The organism is Streptomyces sp. NPDC006365 (assembly GCF_042870755.1).
In the GTDB taxonomy this organism is placed as follows: Bacteria; Actinomycetota; Actinomycetes; order Streptomycetales; family Streptomycetaceae; genus Streptomyces; species Streptomyces xiangluensis.
In genome coordinates this window covers 58843-83196 of sequence record NZ_JBIAHS010000025.1, presented here as the reverse complement: position 1 = coordinate 83196, position 24354 = coordinate 58843, and the positions used below count along the sequence as shown (strand labels likewise).

Below are 24354 nucleotides of genomic sequence, written 5' to 3'. Positions count from 1 at the left end.
GAACATGGCCGAGATCAGGCCGGCGGCGGGGCCGTGGACTCTCTGATCACGAGCGCCGGCAGCAGCTCCAGATGACGGGTGGCACCCGGGCGCAGCCCCTCGCGCGCCATGTCGAGCCGACGCAGCAACAGGTCGACACCGACCCGGCCGAGCTCCGTCTTGGGCGGGGCGACGGCCGTCAGGGGGACCGGGCCCATGTCGGCGACCACGTCGTTGTACGCCACCACCGAACACTGCCCGGGCACGTCGATCCCGGCCGCCTGCAGCCGCTGCACCAGCACCAGCGCGTCCATGTCGCTGTGGATCAGCACCGCCGTCGCGCCGCTCCGCCCCACCACCTCGACCAGGTCCGCCGCCCGCGGGTCGGCGGCGCGCGGGTCGGGACCCGCGGTAAGCGAGCTGAGGATCGTGCGGCACCCCTCGACGAGCCCCCGGGCAGCGGTCTGCTGGGCGAACTCGGCGCGGATGACCCGTGCGGTGGGGCTGTCGTCGCGTGCCGCCAGCACGATCCGCCGGTGTCCGAGACCGACCAGGTGCCCGAGCGCCAGGTGCACGCCGTACGCATGGTCCGAGCGCACGCAGTCCAGCGGGTAGATCGCGCTGGTCCGGGCGGGACGCCGCTCCACCAGTACCGTGGGGACGTCCAGGTCGGAGAGCCACGAGTGGTCGGCGTCGGCCTCCGCCTGCGTACGCCAGTGCGGCGAGAGCAGCAGTCCGCGCGCCCCGGCGTCCAGCGCTTGGCGCACGGCCTCGCGCTCCGCCCCGGCGTCGTCGGCGATGTGCAGGGCGAGCCGCAGTCCGGCTTTCTCCGCGGCCTCCCGCGCGGCCTGCACAGCCTCGGTGAGGTAGGTGTTGCGCTCGGGAACGATCATGGCAACGGCGTCACCCCCGGCGGTGGTCTCCTCGGGCACCGGCCGCAGCGAACGCGCCACCCCATGCCCGCGCCGCACTTCCCCACGCCGGGCCAGATCCTCGACGTCCCGGCGCACCGTGACGACGGAGACGCCGAGCTCGTCGGCGAGATCGGTGATGCGCGCGACACCCCGGTCCCGCACCACCTCCGCGATCCGGGCCTGCCGCTTCTGCGCCGACTCCCGCATGTCCTCACCGCTCTCGTCCGCGTCAGTCGCGCCGCCGGGCGACCGCGCGGCGGCTTGCGCGATCGATTCGCGCGATGTGCCCATGATAGCGATCAATCGATCAAACGGGTGAGACGGTCCGAGCGCACAGTCCTGACCGTGCCGGGGAAACCCAGTTGCTCTCTCCGGACGCCGCTGACAGGGTCGCGGCCATGACTGCCTTCTCCGCGCACGACGGAACTCAGCTTGCCTACCACGTGCTCGGAGACGGCCCGCCGGTGATCTGCCTGCCCGGAGGGATGCAGGACTCGGTGTATCTCGGTGACCTCGGTGGACTGTCCGCGCACCGGCAGTTGATCAGGCTGGACCTCCGGGGCACCGGCCATTCGGCGACACCCCAGGACACCGCCTCCTGCCGCTGAGACCGGCTCGTCGATGACGTGGAGGTGCTGCGCGAGCACCTCGGCCTGGATCGGATGGACCTGCTCGCGCATTCCGGCGGCGCCAATCTGGCGACGCAGTATGTGACCCGTCATCAGGAACGGGTCGGCAAGCTCGCGTTGATCGCCCCGAGCGTCATGGCCGTCGGCCTTACGATCACCGGCGCCACCCGGCTCGAGATCGCGAGCCTTCGCCGGGACGAGCCGTGGTTCGCGGCGGCGTTCGCGGCTCTGGAGACGATCGTGGCGGGCCGCGCCACCAGCGAGAGCTGGCAGGCCATCGCACCGTTCTCCTACGGCCGTTGGGACGAGGCGGCGCAGGCCCACCAGGCCGCGGAGGCCGGGCAGCGGAACAGGGAGGCCGCGATCGCCTTCGCCGCCGACGCCGTCCCTTGTCCTGGACGTCACCCGGCCGTCAACCCGCGTCGCGATCCTGTGGCGATGGACATGACGGCACTGGCCCGTACGCTGCTCGAGCCCATCCCGGCCCATCGCACGGCCGGCATCGAGGTGCTCCGGGCCGCCGACGGCATCGCCGAGGTCGCGCTGGAGACACCCAAGGAGCTGACGAACGTCATCGGCTCACTGCATTCCAGCGGCCTCATCGCCCTGATCGACGCGGTCGGCCTGGCCGCGATCATCGCCACGAGCGAGCGGAACGAGGAGATGGAGGACGTAGTCCCCTTGGGCGCGGCGGCGTCCCTGGAGTTCCTGGCCCCCGCACGAGGCCGTCTACTGGCCACTTGCCGCTTGGGCGACGAGGCCCACCACACCCTGCGCCGACTCCTGTCCGGCGAGACAGACAGAGCACGCCTCTCCACCCGAGCAGGGGTCACCGACACGGAGGGCACGCCGGTGTGCCGGGGCAACTTCGACTGGAGCATCCGCCGCATGCCAGGCAGCGCCCCGTACGGGGTCTCGACGACGGCCGAACACTGACCCATCGTGCTCCTGGCCGAGTCCGCTCCGCTGCACCGTTTCCTGTACGGATCAGGACCGGCTGTCACCCGCACCCTCGCCGCGCTGTGTTCGGCGAGGGTGCGGGCGTAGCTGGGTGTCGCTCAGGAGGCGGCCACCCGGCTCAGGGCCAGATGCCGTCGGCGAACGCCTTGAACGCGGCCTGGGCCCCCGATCCGGCGATTCCGTCGATCGCGCCGGTGTACCCCCAGTACCGCGCCGGCCGGCGCCGGACGTCCTGGGCCTGCGCCGTACTCAGGCCGAGGTTGACGACCGCGAGCGGGGCGGCGGCCTCGGAGTTCACCGCTGGTTTCGCGACCGGCGCGGACGCCGCGAAGCCGGCACCCGCACCCGCCAGGCTCCCGGCGGCGGTCCCGACGGCGGTGGTGACACCGACGAGTGACCGCGCCAGGGCGTTCGGTCGCATTCGTTTCCCCCTCGGAAAGTCTCAGTACCAACTCTGGTTCTGGGACCTGGAGTCCGAGCCCGGCCAGCAGGTCCAGGTACGCAGGCCGGCGCTGCTGTCGTCCGCGCAACGGCCGGTGCCGCGGTTCTTGAACTGGAGGGTGCCGTCGTTCCACCGGTGCACGTTCCACTGTTGGGTCGTGCCGCCGTGACACCCCACGGTGCGGAACCCGCGGTCGCTGTCGTCCAGGCAGCGGCCCGTGGCGACGTTCTTCAGCTGGCGGGCGCCGGTGCTCCCGCCCACGTTCCACTGCTGGGTCGTGCCGCCGTGACACCCCACGGCGCGCAGTCCGCGGTCGCTGTCGTCCATACAGCGGCCCGTGGCCTCGTTTTTGTACGTCTGCGGGGCAAGCACGGTGACCCCTCCCGCGTCCGCCGCCGTGGCCTGCGTGCCCAGCGCACCGCTCAGCGCGAGCGCGCCCCCCGCCGCCGCGAGTACGAGCCTGTTTCGCCTCATGTGTTCTCTCCTCCCATGGAGCCCGGGCCCGGTGCGGAGTGCCACCGGGCCGTTCGCCCCAAGGTGTAGCGGCCGACGCGTTGTTCGCGTTCGGTCACTGGTGTCGAACAAACAAGTCCTGAAAAATGTGACGGCGCAGCGACCACTGCGACACGGGGGAAACGACACGGGGGAGGTACGGCGATGCCGCGCAGGGAGCGACCGCTGGACGCGGGGGACGGTCCGTTACTGGAACTGGCCGCGGGGCTACGGCAACTGCGGCAGAAGGCCGGCAATCCGCCCTACCGGAAACTGGCGGAGCGGGCGCACTACTCGATCTCGACCCTGTCCTCCGCGGCGTCCGGGCAGCGGCTGCCCACGCTGGCGGTGACGCTGGCCTACGTGCGCGTCTGTGACGGGGACGTGGAGGAGTGGGAGCGCCGTTGGCGGGAAGCGGCGGAACAACTCGGCGAAGGGGATTCGGCCCTCTGCCCTGCGGAGGAGGAGCAGGAGTCCGGCACACCCCCGCCGTACGCGGGTCTGCGCTCGTTCCGTGAGCAGGACGCGGAGTGGTTCTTCGGCCGGGAGCGGCTGGTGGAGGAGCTGGCCGAACGGCTGGAGCGACAGCGGTTCGTGGTGGTGATCGGGGCCTCGGGTTCGGGCAAGTCGTCCCTGTTGAGGGCGGGTTTGGTGCCGCGTCTGCGACCCTCGGCGACCACTGTGGTGCTGACGCCGGGGCCGCGGCCGCTGGAGGAGTGCGCCGTGCGGCTGGGTGCGCTGGCGGGAGTCACGCCGGGCGGACTCTACGAGGAGTTGAGGGAGGATCCGGCGAACCTGGGCCGAGTTGTGCGTCAGGTCGCCGCCCGTTCCGGAGCTGGTGACGGCGGCCTGGTCCTGGTCGTCGATCAGTTCGAGGAAGCCTTCACGCTGTGTCCGGACGATGCCGAGCGGGACCGCTTCATCGAGGCACTGGTCACCGCCGCCTCGGCCGAGGCCGGCCGGTGCCGGGTGGCAGTGGGCGTACGCGCCGACTTCTACGCGCACTGCACCCACCACGCGCTGCTGGTGGAGGCGATGCGCGACGCGCAGGTGCCGGTCGGACCGATGAGCCTGGAGGAGCTTCGCCGGGCGGTGGTGAAGCCGGCCCAGCAGGCCGGACTGACCGTCGAGGGTGCGCTGTTGGCGTCGCTCACGGCGCAGGCGCACGGCCAGGCCGGAGTACTGCCGCTGCTGTCGCACGCACTGCTGCAGACCTGGCGGCGGCGACGCGGCAACGCGCTGACGCTGGGGGCGTTCGACGCGGCGGGCGGGCTCGAGGGCGGCCTGGCGCGCACCGCCGAGGAGTTCTACCAGCGGCTGGACACGGAGCAGCGGAAGCTGGCCAGGGGTGTGTTCATGCGGCTGACCGCGCTGGGAGAGGGTACGGAGGACACCCGGCGGCCGACGCGCCTGGAGGAGCTGGACGGGCTGGCCGAGGCCGACGCCGGTGGCGTCGGTGCCGTACTGGATCGTGCGGCCGCAGCGCGGCTGCTGACGCTGGACCACGAGCGGGTGGAGCTGGCCCATGAGGCTCTGATCCGGTGCTGGCCCAGGCTGCACGGATGGCTGACCGAGGACCGTGAGGCCGCACGGACCCTGCGCCAGCTCACCGACGCGGCCCAGGCCTGGGAGGCGTTGGGCCGGGATCCCGGTGCGCTGTATCGCGGCACCCGCCTCGACATGGCCACCTCCCTGGGGCGCGCGTCCTTGTCCGTGCGGGAGCGGGAGTTCCTCGACGCGAGCCTGGCGGGCCGGGCGGCCGAACATGCGGCGGTGCGGCGACGCGCCCGGTTCCGGCACGGGGCGGTGGCGCTGCTGACCGTCCTTCTGGTGCTGGCGAGCACGACCGCTGTCTTCGCCGTGCGGGCGCAGCGGGCGGCGGACCGGCAGCGCGACGCCGCCAGTTCGCAGCGGGCGGCCGAGAAGGCGGCGGCACTGCGGGCGGCCAACCCCGCTCTGGCCGCCCAGTTGAGCCTGGCCGCCTACCGTCTGTCGCCCACCCCCGAGGCCCGCGGCAGTCTGCTCAGCACCTTCGCCACCCCGTACGCCACGCAGTTGCCCGGTCAGGCGAGCGCGGTCACGACGCTGGCGTTCAGTGCCGACGGCCGGGTGCTGACCACCGGCGACAGCGACCGGACCGTGCGGTTGTGGTGGGTCTCGGATGCCCACCGGCCGCGCGAGCTGAGCACGCTGCCCCGCCTGGCGGGCCCTGTTCGCACGGTCGCCGTCAGCCCCGACGGCCGTCTTCTGGCCGCAGGAGACGACCTCGGGACGGCCGAGGTGTGGGACATCGGCGACGCACGGCGCCCCCGGCTCGCCGCACGCTTGCCGGCCGGTTCGGCCTCGGTCGTCGGACTGGGTTTCGCTCCCGGTGGGCGGACCCTGGCGACAGCCTCCCGCGGCGAGCTTCGGCTGTGGCAGCTGTCGGATCCCCGCCGGCCGCGTCCCCTTGCCGCGGTCCGTGTGCCCGCCGCCGTGACCGCGATGGCGTTCCAACGGGACGGGAGCATGCTGGCCACGGGCCATTCCGACCGTACGGTGCGGCTGTGGGAGGTGACCGCGTCGGGCGGGCGGCTGCGGAAGCTGCCGCCCGCGGCCGGCCACGGCGGTGAGGTCAAAGCACTCGCGTTCGCCCCGGACGGCCGCACGCTCGCGACCGGCAGCGCCGACTTCACAGTGAGGCTGTGGGACGTGGCCGGGCGACGCCAACCCCGCGCGACGGAGGTGCTCTCCGGGCACACCGACGCGGTCAACGCCGTGGGTTTCAGTCCCGACGGCCGCACCCTGGCCTCCGCGGGCGTCGACGGCAAGGTACGCCGCTGGGAGCTGACCGGGCCCGGTCCCGTCGGTGAACCGGTCGTCCTCACGGGACATACCGGAAGCGTCGGATCGCTGGCCTTCAGCCCCGACGGCCGCACCCTGGCCACCGGCAGCGAGGACCAGACCACACGTCTGTGGGATCTACCAGGGCCGGCCATGACCGGCCACACCAGCTCGATCTACTCCGTCGCCTTCAGCCCCAACGGACGCCTGCTGGCCACCGGCAGCTACGACCGCACCGTGCGCTTATGGAACCTCGCGAACGTCCGCCGCCCCCGGGAACTGGCGCGGCTCACCGGCCACACGGGGGCCGTCAACTCGGTGGCCTTCCGGCCGGACGGGCGCGTACTGGCCAGTGGCAGCGCCGATGGCAGGCTGCGGCTGTGGAGCGTGGGAACATCTCGCCGTCCCCATCCGCTGAGTGCCGTTCAAGGTCGTATCGGCCACGTCAACGCGGTGGCGTTCAGCTCCGACGGCCGCACCCTGGCCACCGGCGGAGAGAAGGGCAGCGTGCGGCTGTGGGACACAACAGACATGCGGCGTCCGCGTCTTCTGGCTGCTCTGCGCGGAAACAGCCCGGTCGACTCCGTGGCATTCGCCCCCGACGGCCGCACCCTGGCGGTTGCGGCCCGAAACCGTACGGCCATTCTGTGGAACGTGGCCGGTCGACAGCATCCCGAACGCCTGGCCGTCCTCGCCGGTCACACCGACGCGGTGAAATCGGTGGCGTTCAGTCCCGACAGCCGGGCGCTGGCCACCGGTAGCGAAGACCGCACCGTACGGCTGTGGGATCTCACCGATCCGCACCGTCCGGTCTCACGGGACCGGCTGACCGGCTACACCGACGGCGTCATGTCCGTCGCCTTCGCCCCGGGCGGGCGGACGCTGGCCGCCGCGAGTTCCGACAACACCGTGCGGATGTACGGTCTGACCGATCGCGGTGGCGCCCGGGAACTGGCGCTGCTGACGGGCCACACCAAAGCGGTGGACACCCTCGCCTTCAGTCCCGACGGCCGGACCCTGGCCACCGGCAGCGAGGACTGGACCGCATTGCTGTGGGACCCCGGCGTCCAGCGCGTGGCGTCCCGGATCTGCGACACCGCTACTCCCGGGATCACCCGTGCCGAATGGCGCCAGTACTTCACTCAGCACAGGTACCGCCCACCGTGCTGAGGCGCCTACGCCAGCCACATGGTGTTGCCCGGCTTCTTTGCCGAACCGCTAGGTGGTGATCACGAGCTTGCCGCAGGTCCGCCCCTCGAAGATCGAACGAGAGGCTCCGCCGGCTTCGGGGCGAGCTTGTCGGTTCGGACGCGCGCGTACTGGGCGAACGAGGCATCGCAGATGCCGAACACCTCGTCACCCGGTTTGAATCCGGTCACATCGCTGCCGACGGCCTCGACCGTTCCCGCGAAACTGCGGCCCGGGTTGGGGCACTTCGGCCGACGGAGACCGAACCCTGCCACCCGGACGGGATACGGCAGACCGGCCATGATGTGCCAGGTGCCGCGATCACTGGGACATCTCGGGTGTGCCTCCTTGCAGGCGGGACGCGCGGGCGGGGTGGGACCGGACGCGGCGGTTACGGAACTACAGGGCGAGCGCGCGTCCGTCGGAACGGGCGTGCAACGGAGGGGCGCCCGGGGGCAGTTCGCGGCGCACGTAGTAGGTCGGGTCCTGCAGCTGGCGCTGCGGCCGGTTGCCCAACCAGTACCGGCCGCGGCAGCGCCCCGCCGGTGCGTATCAGGACCGGCTCCGGCTGGCGCCCGCGAGCCTGCGCTGAACGGGAGGTGCCGCAGACCGAGGGCGCCGTTGGCCGGCTCGATGAGGACCCACTCCTCGGCGGCCTGGACAGGCAGGGCCGCCCCGTGGCCCGGCAGCGCTCCGGAGGCAAGTGCCCTGGGCCGACGGCGGGATCATCATGCAGTCGCCGACCGGCTGTGTCACTGGAAAGAGTCGGTTCGAGTCGACTCCTGCCGCTGCTGGTACTGCTCGTTCCAGAGGTCGGCGAGCTCGCCAAGTGCGCTGTTGATGCGGCCGAGTTCCCAGAGCAGGTAGATGCTGGCTCCGGCGAACGGGATCCACTCACCCCAATGGAAGATGAGGACCGGCATATACAGCAGGCCGACCAGGACAAAGAATTTGACGAAGATCTCGGCCGCGTACGTCTGTTTGCGTTCGACGGTGACATGCTCTCCGCGGCCGTGGATCCACTGCAGGCGAGACCTCATGACTACCCCCTCGGACTCTGGGTGGCCATCATCCCGTCCGCCGCTCTGTGAGTGCTAGTGCGCGATCGGGGCAGACCTCGCCCCGCCGCACGCATGCCGGCACCGGGCGGAACGCCTCCATCGTCGGCTTCAGCCGCCCGCGATGTTCAGCCGTAAACGCAGTCCCGTTCCCCGGTGTTCACCGCGGCCGTGGCCATGGCGGGGAGACGAGGGGGGCTCCCGTCCCGGTTTCCGTAGAGCGGGGACCCTCCGCGGTGTGCGGTGGTAGGACGGGGCTGTAATGGGCAACTGCGGACAGCAGCCAGAGCGCGGGCCGAACGTGCGTACCGCGAGAGGGAGTTGGGCATGGCGGCAGAGAACATCGACGATGTCGTGGACGGGCTTGCCGGGATCGTGCGGGAGGCCGTGCGCGCCGGTGACCGAGTCGGGTACTTCTCGGCGCTGTACCGACAGGTGACCGTTGAGGTCCGTACGGCCATTCACGGTGGGCTGTTCGACGACGGCGCCCGAATGGACCGTTTCGACACGCACTTCGGCAACCGCTACTTCGACGCGTACGACGCCTGGCGTCGTGACCAGAGCGGGCCGCGTTGTTGGCGCGAGGCGTTCGGGCTGCTCGACGACGCCGATACCGTCATCGTCCAGCACCTGATACTCGGCGTGAACGCGCACATCAACCTCGACCTGGCCATCGCCGCCGCGCGGACCAGTCCGGGCGAGGCCATCCACGCGTTGCGGCGCGACTTTCTGCTGATCAACGACATCCTTGCGCGGGTGGCGCTGGCGGTGCAGGACTCGGTCGGCGCCCTGTCGCCACTCATGTCGCTGCTGGATCAGATCGGAGCCCGTACCGACGAGCGGATCCTCGACTTCAGTGTCCGTCAATCCCGCAAGGAGGCGTGGTACAACGCAGTCCTGCTTGCCGGCCAGAACGAAGAGGAGCGTGAGGCCACCATCGAGCGGCTCGACATCCGAGCCGCCGTGCTCGCAAGGTTGACGGCGCGACCGGGCGGCCTCGTCCGGCCGGCCCTGCAGCTGATCCGGAGCACCGAGAGTGATGACGTGCCGGCCGTCATCACGCATCTGGACAACGCCATGGAGCGCCCCTCCGTCCGGCAGGGGACGGGGTGAGGCCCGCGGATCGACCGTCCGGCATCCCGTGGAGCCAGCCGATCGGCAGGTACGGCTCAATGAACTCCCGCTCTGCGTCCGTCAGTTGCACTCGCGTCACGTAAGAAGATCTACCGGACCAGACCCCGCCGTGAGAGCGAATCTCGCAGCTTGATCATGACTCGATACGCTCCCCAAGGCCGGCTGACATCTACCGCTGCCTGCCTCGACGGCCAGCCACCCTGACGGGCGGCTGGCCGTCCCGCATTGGCAGCTACGGAAGTTCGATGCCGGCGTGATCGTCACACCTTGGGTTCCGCGCTCCTCGACCAGCCGCGCGTCTCGCCCTCGTCGATGAGGCGTCGCCCGGTCACGGCTCTGGCTCACAGGCAATAGAGCGGAGCCGGCACCCACGCCCTGTCTGGGACTACCGACGAAATGGACTTCCGAGGTGGCGCAATGCGTTGACGCTCCGTGTCACCGAACTCAGTTCAGTAGCCGCCGTCTCGACACCCGTCGTCAAGGTCGGATGCATGGTCGCAGCCCACCAGGCAGTCATCAACGTCCTCACCAGCTACCGGCCGAAGACAGCATCCGACTGCTGCGCTGGCACCAACGACATCAGTCATGGCTGCTGGTCGGCGGGCACGCCGATCCGGGCGAGCGCAATCCGCTCGCCATCGCCCTACGGGAGGGACGAGAGGAGACGGGGCTGCCCGACCTGACGCCGTGGCCGGACGCGGAGGTACGGCACCTGGTGATCGTGCCGGTCCCCGCCAACAGCCGAGAACAGGCGCATGAGCACGCGGTGTTTCCTGTCGATGGGGATGACCCGGGAGTGGTGTCACCGGGCCCGAGTGAATCCTTTCGAGAGATCGTTCGAGATCGTGGGACCATGTACGGCATGACGACGAACCGAAAGGTCCATGCCGCGTAGACGGCCAGGACACATCCGGGCCGGCATCTCCCGCCACCGGACACCAGACGCAAAGCCAGTCATCGACGGCTTGTCCTCCCGTGCACTGTCCGAGATCTTCCGTCTCGAGCGCACCCGCAACTATCTGCAGCCAGGAGACGTCAGTGCGGGCGTGCGCTTGTGGAAGGACTACGTCCACCGTCCCGAGCGCCGGCTGTGGCACGACTACGAGTGGGGCGACGTGCACTGGCACTGCTGCGCCGATCCCCTCGAAGCCCGCGCTCTCCTCGACACCGTGATGCAGGCCATGTCACCTCGAAGCGCCCGCGAACTCCGCGAGATCATCAGCCGGTTCGACGCCGTCTGGAACCAACCATCAGCGCCATACGAAGCAGACGGAGGTTGAGGAACAAGCTCAGGCATCGGGGGCCGCGTGGACGCGTGCTCCCTCCACGAACGTCTCCAGGACCCGGGTGGCCGCGATCTCCTCGGGCGGGCCCGTGAACGGGTCGCGGTCGAGGACGACCAGGTCGGCCGCCTTGCCGGCGGTGATGCTGCCGGTGATGGCGTCGAGGTGGTTCACGTAGGCGCTGCCCGCCGTGTACGCGGCGATGGCGGCGCCCAGGTCGAGGCGTTGTTCGGGCAGGAACTCGGGGGTGCCCTCGGGCGCTTTCGGGGAGACGCGGTTGACGGCGACATGGATGGCCTGCAGCGGGTCGGGGCTACTGACCGGCCAGTCGCTTCCCGCGGCGAGCGTTGCCCCCGCGCGCAGCAGACCTCCGAACGGATACTGCCGGGCGCCGCGTTCGGGGCCCAGGAAGGGCAGGGTCAGTTCGTCCATCTGCGGCTCGTGGGCGGCCCACAGCATCTGCAGCGCGTTCCAGGCACTCCCGCGACAACAGCGCGAGGCCGACCACCGGGCGTGGCGCGATGTCTACCAAGGGCTGGACCCAGCGGCATATCCCGCGCTGACCTCCGCGCGCCAGGAACTGCACACCATGGGAAACAGCTCCTTCGAGGAGGCGGTCGACCTCTTGCTGGAGGCACTGGCGGGCCGCGCCCCGGCGAGACGTACTCAGGACCCGGACTCGGCCTCCCGCAACTCCGAGCCGGAGTGAGTCCCAGACGGGCGCGCCCGGTGACCGGCCATGGCCCGCTCGGCCGGCCCGTACGCGATGTCCCTCATCAAGCGACAGCTCGCCGACGACCGGACGAGGACCCTTGTGGAGAGCCGCGACGCCGCCGCGCGGCTGCTGCCGGCTCTTCCCGCTGCTGGTGCACGCCGTGTTCTCGGCCGTGGCTACGCGGAACAGGCCCTGAAAACGGCTCAGGCGGCGCTCGCGCGGTGAGCGCGGGCGCCGCCCGGAGCGACCTCAAGGGCGAGGAAAGCGAAAGGACTTGAGTTCATTAGGAGTGAATGAGAAGGAAGCCCCTTCATGGCCTCGCCGTGGGCAACGCTAGCACTCAGCCCGGGATCAAGTCGCGCAGATTTTCGAGGGTGATGACCCGGGAGTCCGGGTGCAGCCCCTCGGGACGTTCGAGACCGATGTACATCACGGGCTCGTCCGGGACCGCCTCGCCGTCCCACAGGTCCATGGCCGTGGTGTCGCCGGACATCAGGTCGATCAGGTATCGCACCGTCAGCTGCTCCCGCTCCACCAGGGCGCGCACCACCTTGGACACCGACACCTGGTTCTCCTCGACCCGGTTGGCCGACGAGATGCCCTTCAGGTACAGGTGCAGCCACTTCGCGCTCCACCGGCCGTCGTCCTCGCGCCGGAACACCAGCGGCAGCGCCACTCGACCCACCCCGCGAAGCTCCGACTTCATCCGCACTGTGCGCGGCTCGAACGGCCGGCCCTTCTGCTCACTGTCGCGCAGCATGAAACCGAAGAACGACTCCTCGACCTCCTCGAAGCCCTCGCCCGCGTAGATGTTGACCTGCGGAACGACGAACGAGCTGCGTACCCGGTCCAGAGACAGGTCGATGAACTCCGAGGCCCCGTCGGGCGCCTCGGTGACATCGCCCGAGTGCCGGCCCCCGACAGCCGTGAGAGAGGTGTAGGAGAGCCAGGAGTCGGTGCTGTAGTCGCTGTGGAGAAGCAGCGCCGAGAGGTCGTAGTCGGTCCGGTCCTCGGTCTCCTTCCAGTACACGAAGAAGCGCAGCCGCTCACCGTCGACGGCTGAGACCGACCCGCGCGGCAGCACGCCAAGGCCGGCCGCGGTCGCCCGGCCGCTGAGCGGGAGCGCCACGTGCAGGATGTCGGGGTCGAGCAGCAGACGGCCCGGCGTCGGGAGCCGACGGCGCAGTTCGGCGTCGAGGGCGGCGATCAGCCGGTCGCGGTCGGCCGCCGGTACCGGCGGCCGGAAGTCGGGGGTCACCCAGGCGCGGCCCCGGCGGTTGACGAAGATGCGGAGCTCGTCGGTCTCCCGCTCCCGGTTGTGGAAGTGCTCGCGCACCGAGAGCACGACCCGGCCGGAGACCTCGGGAGCGACCCGCACCGCGGCGGCCACCACCGCGTCCCGCTCCTCCTGTTCGGCGGCGATGCGCAGCAGGAGGTCCAGGGCGCGGAACAGCTTGCCGGGAGCGGACTTCAGCAGCTGCACCGCACCGAGAACGTCGAACTCGTCGAGCAGCTTCTCGACACGGCTGTCGAAGGACCGCGCCTCCTTCTCGCCCCGCGCTACCGCGAACACATCGGCGGCGTGCGGCCAGCGCGGGTACTCGTGCGGGTGGAGACGCTCACCGAGCCGCTTGAAAGGCTCGCGGTGCGCGTGCACATCGGCCAGCTTGGCGGGGTTCGCCGCGACCACGGCATCGAGGCCCGCGAGCAGCGCACGGCGGGCCCGCCGTGAGAGAGCCCGAAACAGGGTCGGTTCCCGCAGCGTCACATCGCCGCCAGACAGCGCACAGGCCAGCCGCAGGACATCAGTGACGGTGTCCACCAGGAGGTCCGCGCCGACAGCGAGACGGGCCTCGTTGACGACCGCCCGGTTCTCCCGGACCGGGATCGACTCCGGCTGGGGGCCCGGCGCGCACCGCTCGGCGAGGGTCTTGAGGTCGCGCAGGTGGTCCTCGCCCAGTGGCGTCGTGCTGCCCGCCAGGGCCAGGTACAGGTCCGTGAGTTCGTCGTCCAGGTCCCGCCCGAGGTGCAGGACGGTCACCCGGTCGCCCGCCGAGGCGATCAGCTCGTCCTGCGCCGCGAGCATCTCTTCGTAGGTGTGCTGGTAGCGGCCGTATGTGGGGAGGCTGAGCAGGTCCAGCACCCCGTGTGCCAGCTGTGTCAGCACGTTCTCACGCGCCTTGTCGTCGCTGAGCGCATGCGCCACACACCGCATCCAGAACTCTTCGGTGTTCGGCACGTTGGCCGGAAAGTCGATGAAGTACGAGTTGTGCCGGACGTGGTCGCCCACCATCTCGCTCACAGTGCGCAGCGTCCGCTTGGCGGTGTGCACGACCGCGGCCTCGGACAGCCCCGACAGCCGCGCCAGCAGCTCCGCCGAGAGTTTGAAGCCCACGGATGCCAGCGCCGCGTCGAACTGCCGCGCGGCGGTGGCTCCTTCCCCGGCGGAGCCTTTGGGGGAGGGAAGGCGGTGGGCGTGCCGGATGACCAGCGATTCGAAACTTTGCGCCATTCGGGGATGATCGCAGAGGTGTGCGAGCCGGCGCACAGGAGTTTTTTTGCGCGCGTCCCACGCCGCGATCACCTCGACAGTCACGTGGTACGGCCGAGCTGCTGCCTCCTCAGCGCCGATCTGCACTCGTGCTGGATCTGCTGACCAGTGTCGGCTCTCCTGCCTCGTCCCGGTTCGGTACTCGGGGCTGTGATGCCAGGATCTCGATCAGCGCGGTCGTGGCGGGTGGGTCTGGCGGGTCGCCGTATGTGGCGGCGTAGATCCGCCGGGCGTTGCCGGTGAGCTGTGTGGCGTGGATGCCCGGCGCCCGGTGGGCCTGCAACGCGAGTCCGTTGAGTATGGCGACACCCATCCCGGCGGCCACCAGCGCCTGGGAGACGACCGTGTCGTCGCAGGAGTAGGCGATGCGTGGGGAGAAGCCGGCGCGTTCGCAGGCCGTGATCGTGGCGGCTCGGCAGCGTTCGCAGCCGCCGACCCAGGCGGAGTCACGGTGGTCTTCGAGGCGCTGTTGGGGTTGGTCACTGACCAAGTACAGGGGGTCGTCCAGCAGGTGGGTGAGTCGGAATCCTTCCTCCTCCAGCGGAGTGTCGGCGTGCCGGAAGATCAAGGCGATGTCTACATGCCCCGAACGCAGCATCTGCAGGCCCTCGACCGGGTGTGCGTCGACGAGGTTCAGCTCGACTCCCGGGTGCGTCCGGGACAACTCGGTGGCAGCCTTCGGTACGAGGGTGCTGAGGACCGTTTGGAAGCCGGCGAGTCGTACCCGTCCGGCACGAAGTCCCACGCGGGCGGCCAACTCGACAGATGCGGCGTCCACTCGCCCCAGGATCTCTGTGGCCCGCTGCGCCAGGAGTTCGCCTTCGGGGGTGAGTCGGATACCGCGGCCGACTCGTTGGATGAGCCTGGCTCCGGTGGCGGCTTCGAGCCGCCCCAGGTGGTGGCTGACCGACGGCTGGGAGTAATGCAGTTCCTTCGCCGCTTCGGTCACCGATCCATGGCGGGCTACGGCCTCCAGCACCTTGAGCTGGGTCAGGTTCAGCATGGATCAAGTTTATCTATGAGATCTGGGAAGAACTGGCATTGGACGTCATGACATCGAGCGACCATCATCGCTTCATGACCGAGCTGACCCGATGAACCTCGATCAGCAGAAGGAAAGGAGTCGCCGGCCATGTCACTCGCCCGCGTCCACAACTTCTCCATCTCGCTCGACGGCTTCGGCACCGGTGAGGGTCAGAGCCGTGACGCGCCGTTCGGTCACGCCGGGGAGGGGCTGCACGAGTGGATGTTCTCCACCCGGTTCTGGCACCAGTTGACCGGCCAGTCCGGCGGCACCCGCAGCATCGACGACGCCTTCGGGCGGCAGACCACGCCCGGGATCGGTGCCGAGATCATGGGCGCCGGGAAGTTCGGCCCGCCCGGATGGCACGAGGACCCGGAGTGGAAGGGATGGTGGGGGCCCAACCCGCCGTTCCACACACCGACCTTCATCCTCACCCATCACCCGCGCCCGTCGATCGAGATGGAGGGCGGCACGACGTTCCACTTCCTCGACACTTCCCCCGCCAAGGCGCTCGAGACGGCCCGCGAGGCCGCGGGCGGCCAGGACGTACGCATCGGCGGGGGTCCCACCGTGATCCGCGACTTCTTTGCCGCCGGGCTCATCGACCACATGCACATCGTGGTGGTCCCGGTCCTGCTCGGCCGAGGCGTACGCCTCTGGGACGGGCTGGAGGGCCTCGAGAAGGACTACGAGGTCGAGGCCACCTCCTCGCCCAGCGGAGTCACGCATGTGACGTTCACCCGTCTGGGTCTCTGACCTCTCGGCCAGCCGGCCGGAGGACGGCCCGTCAGCCGTATCCGGAACCGCGGGGCGGCGCCGCCTCGTGAGGTCCGGCGACTACCCGGCGTCGCGACGGGCAGCCGAGGGGTTCACGCCGTACTTGGCGTGGAAGGCGCGAGTGAAGTGCGCCTGGCAGACGAAGCCCCAGTGGGACGCAATCGCCGCGATGCTGCGATTGGCGAGCAGGGGATCGGCCAGGTCACGCATCGCCGCTTCGAGGCGGCAAGACCGGATGTAGTCGGTGACGGTGCATGGCTCGTGCTCGAACAGTCGGTGCAGTGTGCGCGTGCTCATGTGGTGCACGGCGGCAACCCGCGCATGTGTCAGATCCAGTTCGGCAAGGTGCGCTCGGATGTAGTTCAGGATCTGCAGCCGCAATGCGTCCGCTGCGCCGTCGTTACCACAGGTGGTGGCGGCGCTCAATGCCGCCGCCACCAGATGCAGCCCCGCTTCGCCGAGCCGATCGGCGGATGTCCGGGGGATCGAATCTCGCTGCGACACCGCGGACGATACGAATCCGGCAAGCACCGCGCCAGGACCGTCCGCGAGTGGATAGGCATGGTTCATCGACGTGACGACCATGCGCTCGGGCAGGCTCAACGCGCCCCGGGGAAAGGCCATGACCGCGCACGACCACTGGCGCTCCAGACGCAGATGGTAGGGCCTGCCGGTGTCGTAGATCGCCATGTGCCCGGGCGCGATCGCGATCTCGCGATCGTCCTGGCACACGGTGGCGTGGCCGCTCAGCTGTACGCAGATCTTGAGCAGGTCGATCGGTGTCTGCCGTACTGCCCTGGGGGTGCGCCGGACGACCTGCGGAGTGCCGCTCACCCGGTAGGCCGCGATCGTCCCGAGCTGAGTGCCGGCCATCTGCCCATGGGCGGCCCGCGCCCCGATGGCCTCTGGGACGAGCCGGCCGAAAGCACTGCCCAACTGCTCTCGCCAGAGTTCGGCCGGGAGAGAGCTTGACTGTTCGGTCCCTGCGGTCGACGACATCATTGTGTGCGCCCTCCCACCAAGACTTGGCCTTGCACGACAAAGGCCGAGGCGGAATCAGTCAACAACTCTGCAACGTGACTGACAAGAATCTGTAGCAGGTTTTTCACCGCGCGGGCGACGGGGCCCGCCGGACCGCCGAATCAGAGGTGGGCTTGGCCATGGCTTCTCGTTACGACTACGTGGTGATCGGTGCCGGGTCGGCCGGCTGCGTTCTGGCCGCGCGGCTGTCGGAAGATCGCGACACCCGGGTTCTCCTGCTCGAATCCGGTCCTGCCGACGACGCGCCCGAGATTGCCGTGCCACCCGCGTGGCCCGCGCTGTGGGGCACGGAGATCGACTACTCCTACGACACCGTTCCCCAGCCCGGCACTGGCGGGGTGGTCCACAACTGGCCTCGGGGGCGCACGCTCGGCGGGTCGAGCAGCATCAACGCGATGGTGTACCTGCGTGGGCACGGCGCGGACTTCGACGAGTGGGCCAAGGCGGGCTGCGACGGCTGGGACTACGCCTCCGTGCTGCCCTACTTCCGTCGTATGGAGACCGTCAGTGGCCGGGATCCGCAGTACCGGGGTGAGGGCGGCCCGATGCGTCCGGCTCCGTCGGCGCGGCCGAATCCGCTGTCGCAGGTCTTCCTCGACGCGGCGGCGGCGACCGGTCATCCGCTGACGGACGACTTCAACGGAGCGGTGCAGGAGGGTGCCGGCTGGCACGACCTGTCGATCACGGATGGGCACCGCCAGAGCACCGCGGCGGCCTATCTGCACCCGGTCCGTGACAGCCGTCCGAATCTCACAGTTGCGACGGAGTCCCGTGCCCACAGGCTGCTGTTCGACGGCACACGCTGCACCGGTGTCGAGTACGAGCGCCGCGGCGAGCTCGTCACCGCGTACGCAGATGCGGAGGTGGTGGTCAGCGCCGGCGCGGTCGACTCGCCTCGGCTGCTGCTTCTCTCCGGTGTGGGCGCAGCCGACGAGTTGGAGCAGGCGGATGTCGCGGTCGTGCACGACCTGCCCGGTGTCGGCCGCAACCTGCACGACCATCCGCTGTGCGGGGTGGTGTACGAGGCGAGCCGGCCCATCCCTGCCGGGCTCGCCAACCATGCCGAGGTGTCGATGCTGTGGCGCAGCGACCAGGCCCTCGCGGGCCCGGACATGCAGCTGATGTTCATCCACCTGCCGTTCCACCCGCCGACGCTTCAGGCCCCGGAGAACAGCTTCACCTTCGGCGTCGCCACGGTGCCCGAGGCACGCGGCTCGATCCGGATCGCAGGGCCCGATCCGCAGACGCCGCCAATGATCGATCCGAACTATCTGGGCGCGGAGTCCGACGTGCGCCGACTGCTGCAGGGCATCGAGGTCGCCCGGGAGATCGCCGCCTCCGAACCGTTCGCTCCCTGGCGTGCCCGCGAGGTGCTTCCCGGACTCGACGTCACGGACGAGGCCGGTCTGCGGGAGTTCGTCGCCCGGGGCACCGGAACCTACTACCACCCGGTCGGCACTTGCGCGATGGGCGTCGGGCCGGAGGCCGTCGTGGGGCCCGATCTGCGGGTGCACGGTCTGGAGGGCCTGCGTGTGGCCGACGCCTCGGTCATGCCGAGGCTCGTCTGCGTCAACACCAACGCCGCCACGATCATGATCGGCGAGAAGGCAGCGGACCTCATCCGCCGGCCCGGCGCCTGACAACCCGAGCTCAAGTGATGCTGAGGAGAACCCCGCGATGACCGAACTTCTCGATGACGTTTCCTGGCAGGGCAAGATCTACGGCAATGGCTGGACCACCGCCCACGGCGGTGTGCTGGACAGTACCGAACCGGCGACGGGTGCCGTCCTGGCCCAGGTCGGCCTGGCCGATGCCGACGACGTGGCGGCCGCGACCGCCCGAGCCGCCCAGGCACAGGCCGACTGGGCCGCGGCCACCGGCCCGTCCCGCGCCGCCGTGATCCGCAAGGCCGCTGCCGTCCTCGCCGACAACCGTGCGGAGTTCGAGCGCTGGCTCGTCCGCGAGGGCGGCGCGGTGCCCGGCAAGGCGGCGTTCGAAGTCGACCTGGTGCTGGGGGAGTTGTGGGAGGCGGCGGCGCTGCCCACACAGCCCTGGGGGCACCTGCTGCCGGCCAGTGAGCCCGGCCGGGAGAGCGTCGCCCGCCGGGTGCCGCTCGGCGTGGTCGGTGTGATCAGTCCGTGGAACTTCCCGCTGATCCTCTCCGTCCGGGCCGTCGCGCCGGCGCTGGCGCTGGGCAACGCGGTCGTGCTGAAGCCGGACGTACAGACGGCGGTGTCAGGAGGCACGCTGGTCGCGCGGCTCTTCGAGGCCGCCGGCCTGCCCGACGGGTTGCTGCATGTGCTGCCCGGGGGCGCCGGGCCCGGCGCGGCACTGGCCGAGGACCCGAACGTCGCCATGATCGCCTTCACCGGCTCGACGGCGGTCGGCCGTGAGGTCGGCGCCACCGCCGGGCGCACGCTGAAGCGGGTCTCGCTCGAACTCGGCGGCAACAACGCCCTGATCGTGCTCGACGACGCCGACCTGGAGATCGCCAGTTCGGCGGGAGCCTGGGGCGCGTTCCTGCATCAGGGCCAGGTCTGTATGACGGCGGGCCGGCACATCGTGCTCGAATCCGTCGCCGACGAATACCTCGACCGGCTGGCCAAGCGGGCGCAGGGACTTCCGGTGGGCGATCCGTTCACCGGGCAGGTGGCCCTCGGGCCGCTGATCAACGAGCGGCAGCGGGACAATGTGCACCGGATCGTGGAGGAGACCGTCGGTGCGGGGGCCGAGGTCAGGGCCGGCGGCACGTACGACGGGCTGTTCTACCAGCCCACCGTGCTGGCCGGCGTGACCACGTCGATGCCCGCGTTCCGCGAGGAGATCTTCGGACCCGTGGCGCCGGTCGTCGTCGTGCGCGACGAGGACGAGGCGGTCGCGGTCGCCAACAACACCGAGTACGGGCTGGTCGCCGCGGTGCAGACGGGCTCCCCGGACCGTGGCCGCGATCTGGCGCGACGGCTGCGGACCGGCATCGTCCACATCAACGACCAGACTCTGAACAACGACGCGTACGCACCTTTCGGCGGTACGGGCGCCTCCGGCAACGGCAGCCGGTTCGGCTCCCAGAGCAGCTGGGACGAATTCACCCAGTGGCAGTGGGTCACCTTCCGCGAGCAGGCGCACGCCTTCCCCTTCTAGCCCGGAGCCGCTGTCGAACGTACGCACTTCGGCGTCTGACCACTGTGCGGTCATGAGTGTGCCGGGCGGTTCTCACCGCCCGGCACACTCACGACGCCAGAGCAGCAGCGGGCCTGAGCTGGAGCCGGAGCCGGAATCAGACCCGATGCTCGACCCATCTATTACAGACTATTGACGTTACGACGGAGAGTTGTAGATTCTGGCGGCATCCTTCTCACCCCGGCCCACCTCAGGAGCTGTCATGGGTGCTGTCTCTGTCTTCTCTCTGTCCAGAACCATCGCCGGCCTCGCTCTGGCCGCCCTGGCACTGACGGGCTGCGGGTCGAGCCTCGACGAGTCCAGCGGGAGCAAAGCCGAAGGGGGCCAATCCGGCGGCGCCGTCAAGATCGGGCTCCTGGTGCCGCTGTCCGGGGTCTACGCGCCGATCGGCGAAGACCTACGCGCAGGCTTCCAGCTCTACCTCGACCAGCACAACGGCAAACTCGGACAGCGCAAGGTCGACCTCGTGACCGCTGACGAGGGCGAGGGCCCGCAGACCGGCGTACCCGCCGCCCAGAAGCTCGTCACCCAGGACCAGGTCAGTGCGGTCGCCGGAGTGGTCAACTCGGCCACGGCGCTGGGACTGCGCGACTTCTTCGACGAATCCAAGAAACCGCTGCTGATCGCCAACGCCGGAGCCGACGACATCACCGGGGCCCGCAAGTCGGAGTACGTGTGGCGGACGAGTTTCAGCAACGGTGACGTGTCCGCCGCCCTGGGACCGGCCGTCGCCGGGGAGGTCAAGGGCAAGGTCTACCTCATCGCCGCCGACTACGCCGCGGGCAAGGAGATGGTCGCGGGGTTCCGCAAGACCTTCGAGGCGGCCGGCGGCAAGGTCGCGGGCGAGAAGTACACGCCCTTCGGCAAGACGCAGGACTTCCAGCCCTACCTCTCGGCGATCCGCAAGTCCGGCGCCGACTCCGTCTTCGCCTTCTACGCGGGCGCCGAGGCGGTCAACTTCGTCAAGCAGTACAAGCAGTTCGGGCTCGCGGGGAAGACACAGCTGTACGGCACAGGCTTCCTCACCGAGGGCGGGGCGCTCGCCGCGCAGGGCACGGCCGCGGTCGGTGTGAAGACGTCCCTGCACTACTCGACCGAACTGGACAACGAGGCCAACAAGAAGTTCGTGGACACCTACCAGAAGGCGGCGAAGAAGCCGCCGACGGTCTACGCCGTGCAGGGCTACGACACCGCCGCCGTCCTCGACAAGGCGCTGGCCGAGGCGAGCGGCGACAGCGGTGACGCCCTGGTGAAGGCACTGGCCAAGGTCGGTTCCATCGACAGTCCCCGGGGCGCCTGGAAGTTCGACGCCGACCAGAACGCGGAGCAGCAGTTCTACCTGCGCGAGGTCAAGTCCAGTGGCGGGGCGGCCGTCAACGCGGTCGTCGGCGAGCTGGACTGAGCGGGTACGGCATGGCAACCCATCTGGTGAGCGTCCTCAACGGGCTGGCGATGGGCTCCCTGCTCTTCGCCATCGCGCTGGGACTGTCCCTGGTGTTCGGCATGATGGACGTGCTGAACCTCGCCCACGGCGCGGTCTACCTGGTCGGCGCCTACGTGGCGGTGGCGCTCGTTTCGGACGGCGCGGGCGTGGCCGCCTTCGTCCTGGCTGTCCTGGCGGCCGCCGCGGCCGGAGCCGTCCTCGGGGCACTGCTGGCCGCCTTGACGCGCGCCACCACCCACCACCTCGATCAGGCCCTGCTCACGCTCGGTGTGGCCCTGGTGGTCGCCGAAGCGCTGTCGCTGGCCTTCGGCAACGACGTGCACTCCATCGCCGCTCCCGAGCCGGTCGGAGGCGGGGTCACGGTGCTCGGCGAGACGTACCCGGTCTACCGGCTGCTCGTCATCGGGTTCGGCGTCGTGCTGGCGGTGGCCGTCTACGTCCTGGTGGAGCGCAGCCCGCTGGGCTCGGTCATCCGCGCCACCGTCGCCGACCGGGCGATGGTGGCGGCGCTGGGCATCAACACCGGCCGGGTACTGGTCGGGGTCTTCGCCGCGGGCGCGGCGCTGGCCGCGGTCGGCGGAGTTCTGGCCGGTCCGATCCTGGGGGCCCAGCCCGGCCTGGACGAAAAGGTGCTGCTGCTCGCGCTGGTCGTGGTGGTGATCGGCGGTCTGGGCTCGGTGCGCGGCGCGCTGCTCGGCGCCGTACTGATCGGGCAGGTGCAGGCGCTCGGGACCGCGCTGCTCCCGGAGTACGCGTCCTTCCTCGTCTTCGCGGCGATGGCCCTGGTCCTGCTGCTGCGGCCGGCGGGTCTGCTCCCGGCGCGGACGGGGGTGCACGCATGAAGGCGGAGGCGGAGGCAGCGGCGATGCACGGTGACACGGGCGCACCGCAGGACACGACGACGCCCGTTCTCGAACCGCTGCGGAGCGGGCCCGGCGGCGCGGACCTCCCCGGGCGCCGCCGGGCCGCGGTCGCCGTCGCGGTCGTCGCGCTGCTGGCGGCCGCCCCGCTGGTGCTCAGCCCCTATCCGGTGTCGGCCATGACCCGGATGCTGGCGTTCGCGGTGCTGGTGATCGGCGTCGACCTGCTGACCGGGATCACAGGGCTGCCCTCGCTGGGGCAGGCGGCCTATTTCGGTGTCGGTGCCTACACGGCGGTGCTGGTCGGGGTCCACATCACCCCGGACGCGATGGTGCAGGCGCTGGCGGGCCTGGTCATGGGCCTGGTGGCGGCCGCGGTCACCGGATGGGTGGCCGTGCGCGCCCGCGGCATCGTGTTCCTCATGCTGACGCTCGCCATCGGCGAGTCGGTGCACCAGGTGGCCGACACCTGGTCGGCCGTGGGCGGCAGCAACGGGCTGGCCGGGATGCCCCCGATCAGCCTGTTCGGCGGTCCGGCGCTGCTCGCCGCGGGGTTCGTGTACTGGTGGGTGCTCGCCGTGGCGGTCCTGGTGTTCGCGGCGGTCGCGCTGGTCGTCCGTTCCCCCTACGGCCGGACGCTACGGGGCATCCGCGACAACGAGGCCCGGATGCGGGCGCTCGGCTACCGCCCGGCACTCGCCCGCTACGGCGTCTTCTGCCTGGCGGGGGCCGTCGCGGGGGTCGGGGGTGCCCTGTGGGCGCAGCAGGCCCGGTTCTTCTCGCCCGGTGACATGGGGTTCGAAGTGGCGGCGCTGGCTCTGCTCAGCGTGGTCATCGGGGGTGCGGGCAGTCTGTGGGGACCCTGTCTGGGTGCGGCGCTCGTGCTGCTCGTACGCGACAACCTCTCCGCGTCGATCGGCGGCCACGGCCCGCTGGTGCTGGGCGCGGTGTTCATCGCCGTCGTCTTCCTGATGCCGCGCGGCTTGGCGGGCCTCACCGGTACTCGTGCCCGCCTGCGAAACCTCACCAGTGCGCGCCGCCGAAAGGAGAACTCCTCGTGACCGAACCCCTCGTGACGCTTCTGGAACTGCGGGGGCTCACCCGCTCCTACGGCTCGCTCACCGCCGTCGACGATGTAGACCTCGCGATCGCCCGCGGCGAGCGGCACGCGCTGATCGGGCCCAACGGGGCGGGAAAGTCAACGCTGTTCGCAACCGTGGCCGGGACGCTGCGGGCTTCGGGCGGGAGCGTCCTGCTGTCCGGGCAGGACGTCACGTCACTGCCGGAAGCGGACCGGGCCCGGCGCGGCATGGTGCGCACGTATCAGCACTCCAGCCTCTTCCTCGACTGCTCCGTCCTGGACAACGTCGCGCTCGCCGTCCAGCGCGTCCACAGGGTGGCCCACCGGTTCGACCGGGCGGCACGACGCTTCCGGCACACCGACGCCGAGGCGCGCCGCCACCTCGACTCGGTCGGACTGTGCGGACGTGCGCGGGACAAGGTGGCCGCACTGTCCCACGGCGAACGGCGTCAGCTCGAAGTCGCGATGGTGCTCGCCACCGAACCCGCTCTGGTGATGTTCGACGAGCCGACTGCGGGCATGTCCGCGGCCGAGACCGAGCGGTTCGTGGCCCTCATGGAGCGCCTGCCCGAGGAGCTCACCGTACTCATCGTCGAGCACGACCTGGATGTGGTGTTCCGCCTCGCCGACCTGGTCACCGTGCTGCACCTGGGCAAGGTCCTCGCCTCCGGGTCTCCGGAGGCGATACGGGCCGACGAGGCCGTACAGCGGGCGTATCTCGGTTCCGCCAGGACCGAGGACCTGTTCGCGGATTCCGGAGGCACTCGATGACCGAAACG

22 protein-coding genes and 1 pseudogene are annotated in these 24354 nt (G+C 70.3%); 14 read left to right on the top strand and 9 right to left on the bottom strand.

Features of this window, described 5'->3' with window-relative positions:
- Positions 1-14 precede the first annotated feature (14 nt).
- On the bottom strand, positions 15-1100 hold the full coding sequence (locus tag ACFYO0_RS41420) for a LacI family DNA-binding transcriptional regulator (RefSeq protein ID WP_388686771.1): 1086 nt from the start codon (positions 1098-1100) through the stop codon (positions 15-17).
- Positions 1101-1291: 191 nt separating this feature from the next.
- Between ACFYO0_RS41420 and ACFYO0_RS41415 the strand changes: the two genes are divergently transcribed.
- A complete protein-coding gene (locus ACFYO0_RS41415) occupies positions 1292-1501 on the top strand; it encodes an alpha/beta fold hydrolase (RefSeq protein WP_388686713.1) in 210 nt (69 codons plus the stop codon).
- A gap of 18 nt (positions 1502-1519) precedes the next feature.
- Positions 1520-2458 carry an alpha/beta fold hydrolase gene (locus ACFYO0_RS41410; RefSeq protein ID WP_388686712.1) on the top strand — a complete coding sequence of 313 codons (939 nt, stop codon included), beginning with the start codon at positions 1520-1522 and terminating at the stop codon, positions 2456-2458.
- 142 nt (positions 2459-2600) lie between these two features.
- Here ACFYO0_RS41410 and ACFYO0_RS41405 read toward each other — a convergent pair whose 3' ends face one another.
- Together ACFYO0_RS41405 and ACFYO0_RS41400 are read right to left on the bottom strand one after the other, a co-directional pair.
- The gene (locus tag ACFYO0_RS41405; protein ID WP_388686711.1) at positions 2601-2903 is read right to left on the bottom strand and encodes a hypothetical protein; all 303 of its coding nucleotides are present in this window, start codon (positions 2901-2903) and stop codon (positions 2601-2603) included.
- Between the two features lie 21 nt (positions 2904-2924).
- Positions 2925-3398 (bottom strand): RICIN domain-containing protein, encoded by a 474-nt coding sequence (locus ACFYO0_RS41400; RefSeq protein ID WP_388686709.1) that lies wholly within the window; start codon positions 3396-3398, stop codon positions 2925-2927.
- Between the two features lie 183 nt (positions 3399-3581).
- On the opposite strand from ACFYO0_RS41400, the gene ACFYO0_RS41395 reads away from it, so the two are divergent.
- Entirely contained in the window at positions 3582-7409 is a 3828-nt protein-coding gene (locus ACFYO0_RS41395) for an XRE family transcriptional regulator (protein ID WP_388686708.1), read from the top strand.
- A 59-nt stretch (positions 7410-7468) separates the two neighbouring features.
- Here ACFYO0_RS41395 and ACFYO0_RS41390 read toward each other — a convergent pair whose 3' ends face one another.
- Both ACFYO0_RS41390 and ACFYO0_RS41385 read right to left on the bottom strand, forming a co-directional pair.
- On the bottom strand, positions 7469-8035 hold the full coding sequence (locus ACFYO0_RS41390; RefSeq protein WP_388686770.1) for an alcohol dehydrogenase catalytic domain-containing protein: 567 nt from the start codon (positions 8033-8035) through the stop codon (positions 7469-7471).
- A 144-nt stretch (positions 8036-8179) separates the two neighbouring features.
- Positions 8180-8467 carry a hypothetical protein gene (locus ACFYO0_RS41385; protein WP_388686706.1) on the bottom strand — a complete coding sequence of 96 codons (288 nt, stop codon included), beginning with the start codon at positions 8465-8467 and terminating at the stop codon, positions 8180-8182.
- Between the two features lie 345 nt (positions 8468-8812).
- On the opposite strand from ACFYO0_RS41385, the gene ACFYO0_RS41380 reads away from it, so the two are divergent.
- The 3 genes from ACFYO0_RS41380 to ACFYO0_RS41370 all read left to right on the top strand — a co-directional run bounded on the left by ACFYO0_RS41380 (position 8813) and on the right by ACFYO0_RS41370 (position 10899).
- Positions 8813-9598 (top strand): DUF5995 family protein, encoded by a 786-nt coding sequence (locus ACFYO0_RS41380; RefSeq protein ID WP_388686704.1) that lies wholly within the window; start codon positions 8813-8815, stop codon positions 9596-9598.
- A gap of 508 nt (positions 9599-10106) precedes the next feature.
- The gene (locus tag ACFYO0_RS41375; protein WP_388686703.1) at positions 10107-10514 is read left to right on the top strand and encodes an NUDIX domain-containing protein; all 408 of its coding nucleotides are present in this window, start codon (positions 10107-10109) and stop codon (positions 10512-10514) included.
- A 70-nt stretch (positions 10515-10584) separates the two neighbouring features.
- The gene (locus ACFYO0_RS41370; RefSeq protein WP_388686701.1) at positions 10585-10899 is read left to right on the top strand and encodes a hypothetical protein; all 315 of its coding nucleotides are present in this window, start codon (positions 10585-10587) and stop codon (positions 10897-10899) included.
- A gap of 9 nt (positions 10900-10908) precedes the next feature.
- Here ACFYO0_RS41370 and ACFYO0_RS41365 read toward each other — a convergent pair.
- Positions 10909-11367, bottom strand: a pseudogene (locus tag ACFYO0_RS41365) (amidohydrolase family protein); the annotation flags it as partial.
- Between the two features lie 274 nt (positions 11368-11641).
- Here ACFYO0_RS41365 and ACFYO0_RS41360 point away from each other — a divergent pair.
- Positions 11642-11842, top strand: a complete 201-nt coding sequence (locus ACFYO0_RS41360) for a hypothetical protein (protein ID WP_388686699.1) — start codon at positions 11642-11644, stop codon at positions 11840-11842.
- A 115-nt stretch (positions 11843-11957) separates the two neighbouring features.
- On the opposite strand, the gene ACFYO0_RS41355 is transcribed toward ACFYO0_RS41360, so the two are convergent.
- Both ACFYO0_RS41355 and ACFYO0_RS41350 read right to left on the bottom strand, forming a co-directional pair.
- The gene (locus tag ACFYO0_RS41355; protein WP_388686697.1) at positions 11958-14129 is read right to left on the bottom strand and encodes a hypothetical protein; all 2172 of its coding nucleotides are present in this window, start codon (positions 14127-14129) and stop codon (positions 11958-11960) included.
- A 109-nt stretch (positions 14130-14238) separates the two neighbouring features.
- Positions 14239-15171 carry a LysR family transcriptional regulator gene (locus ACFYO0_RS41350; RefSeq protein ID WP_388686696.1) on the bottom strand — a complete coding sequence of 311 codons (933 nt, stop codon included), beginning with the start codon at positions 15169-15171 and terminating at the stop codon, positions 14239-14241.
- A 129-nt stretch (positions 15172-15300) separates the two neighbouring features.
- Between ACFYO0_RS41350 and ACFYO0_RS41345 the strand changes: the two genes are divergently transcribed.
- Positions 15301-15948, top strand: coding sequence for a dihydrofolate reductase family protein (locus ACFYO0_RS41345; RefSeq protein ID WP_388686694.1), 648 nt, complete (start codon positions 15301-15303; stop codon positions 15946-15948).
- An 81-nt stretch (positions 15949-16029) separates the two neighbouring features.
- On the opposite strand, the gene ACFYO0_RS41340 is transcribed toward ACFYO0_RS41345, so the two are convergent.
- Positions 16030-16968: a helix-turn-helix domain-containing protein gene (locus tag ACFYO0_RS41340; RefSeq protein WP_388686768.1), complete on the bottom strand. Its 939-nt coding sequence runs from the start codon at positions 16966-16968 to the stop codon at positions 16030-16032.
- A 161-nt stretch (positions 16969-17129) separates the two neighbouring features.
- Between ACFYO0_RS41340 and ACFYO0_RS41335 the strand changes: the two genes are divergently transcribed.
- The 6 genes from ACFYO0_RS41335 (at position 17130) to ACFYO0_RS41310 (ending at position 24346) form a co-directional block, all read left to right on the top strand.
- Positions 17130-18650: a GMC family oxidoreductase gene (locus ACFYO0_RS41335; RefSeq protein WP_388686693.1), complete on the top strand. Its 1521-nt coding sequence runs from the start codon at positions 17130-17132 to the stop codon at positions 18648-18650.
- A gap of 37 nt (positions 18651-18687) precedes the next feature.
- Positions 18688-20151 (top strand): benzaldehyde dehydrogenase, encoded by a 1464-nt coding sequence (locus ACFYO0_RS41330; RefSeq protein ID WP_388686692.1) that lies wholly within the window; start codon positions 18688-18690, stop codon positions 20149-20151.
- A 241-nt stretch (positions 20152-20392) separates the two neighbouring features.
- A complete protein-coding gene (locus tag ACFYO0_RS41325; protein WP_388686690.1) occupies positions 20393-21592 on the top strand; it encodes an ABC transporter substrate-binding protein in 1200 nt (399 codons plus the stop codon).
- 11 nt (positions 21593-21603) lie between these two features.
- Complete coding sequence (locus ACFYO0_RS41320) at positions 21604-22476, top strand: branched-chain amino acid ABC transporter permease (protein WP_388686688.1); 873 nt, start codon at positions 21604-21606, stop codon at positions 22474-22476.
- Positions 22473-23555, top strand: a complete 1083-nt coding sequence (locus tag ACFYO0_RS41315) for a branched-chain amino acid ABC transporter permease (protein WP_388686686.1) — start codon at positions 22473-22475, stop codon at positions 23553-23555. Before ACFYO0_RS41320 ends, ACFYO0_RS41315 begins: the two co-directional genes overlap by 4 nt.
- Positions 23552-24346 (top strand): ABC transporter ATP-binding protein, encoded by a 795-nt coding sequence (locus tag ACFYO0_RS41310; RefSeq protein ID WP_388686685.1) that lies wholly within the window; start codon positions 23552-23554, stop codon positions 24344-24346. Before ACFYO0_RS41315 ends, ACFYO0_RS41310 begins: the two co-directional genes overlap by 4 nt.
- Positions 24347-24354: the final 8 nt, after the last annotated feature.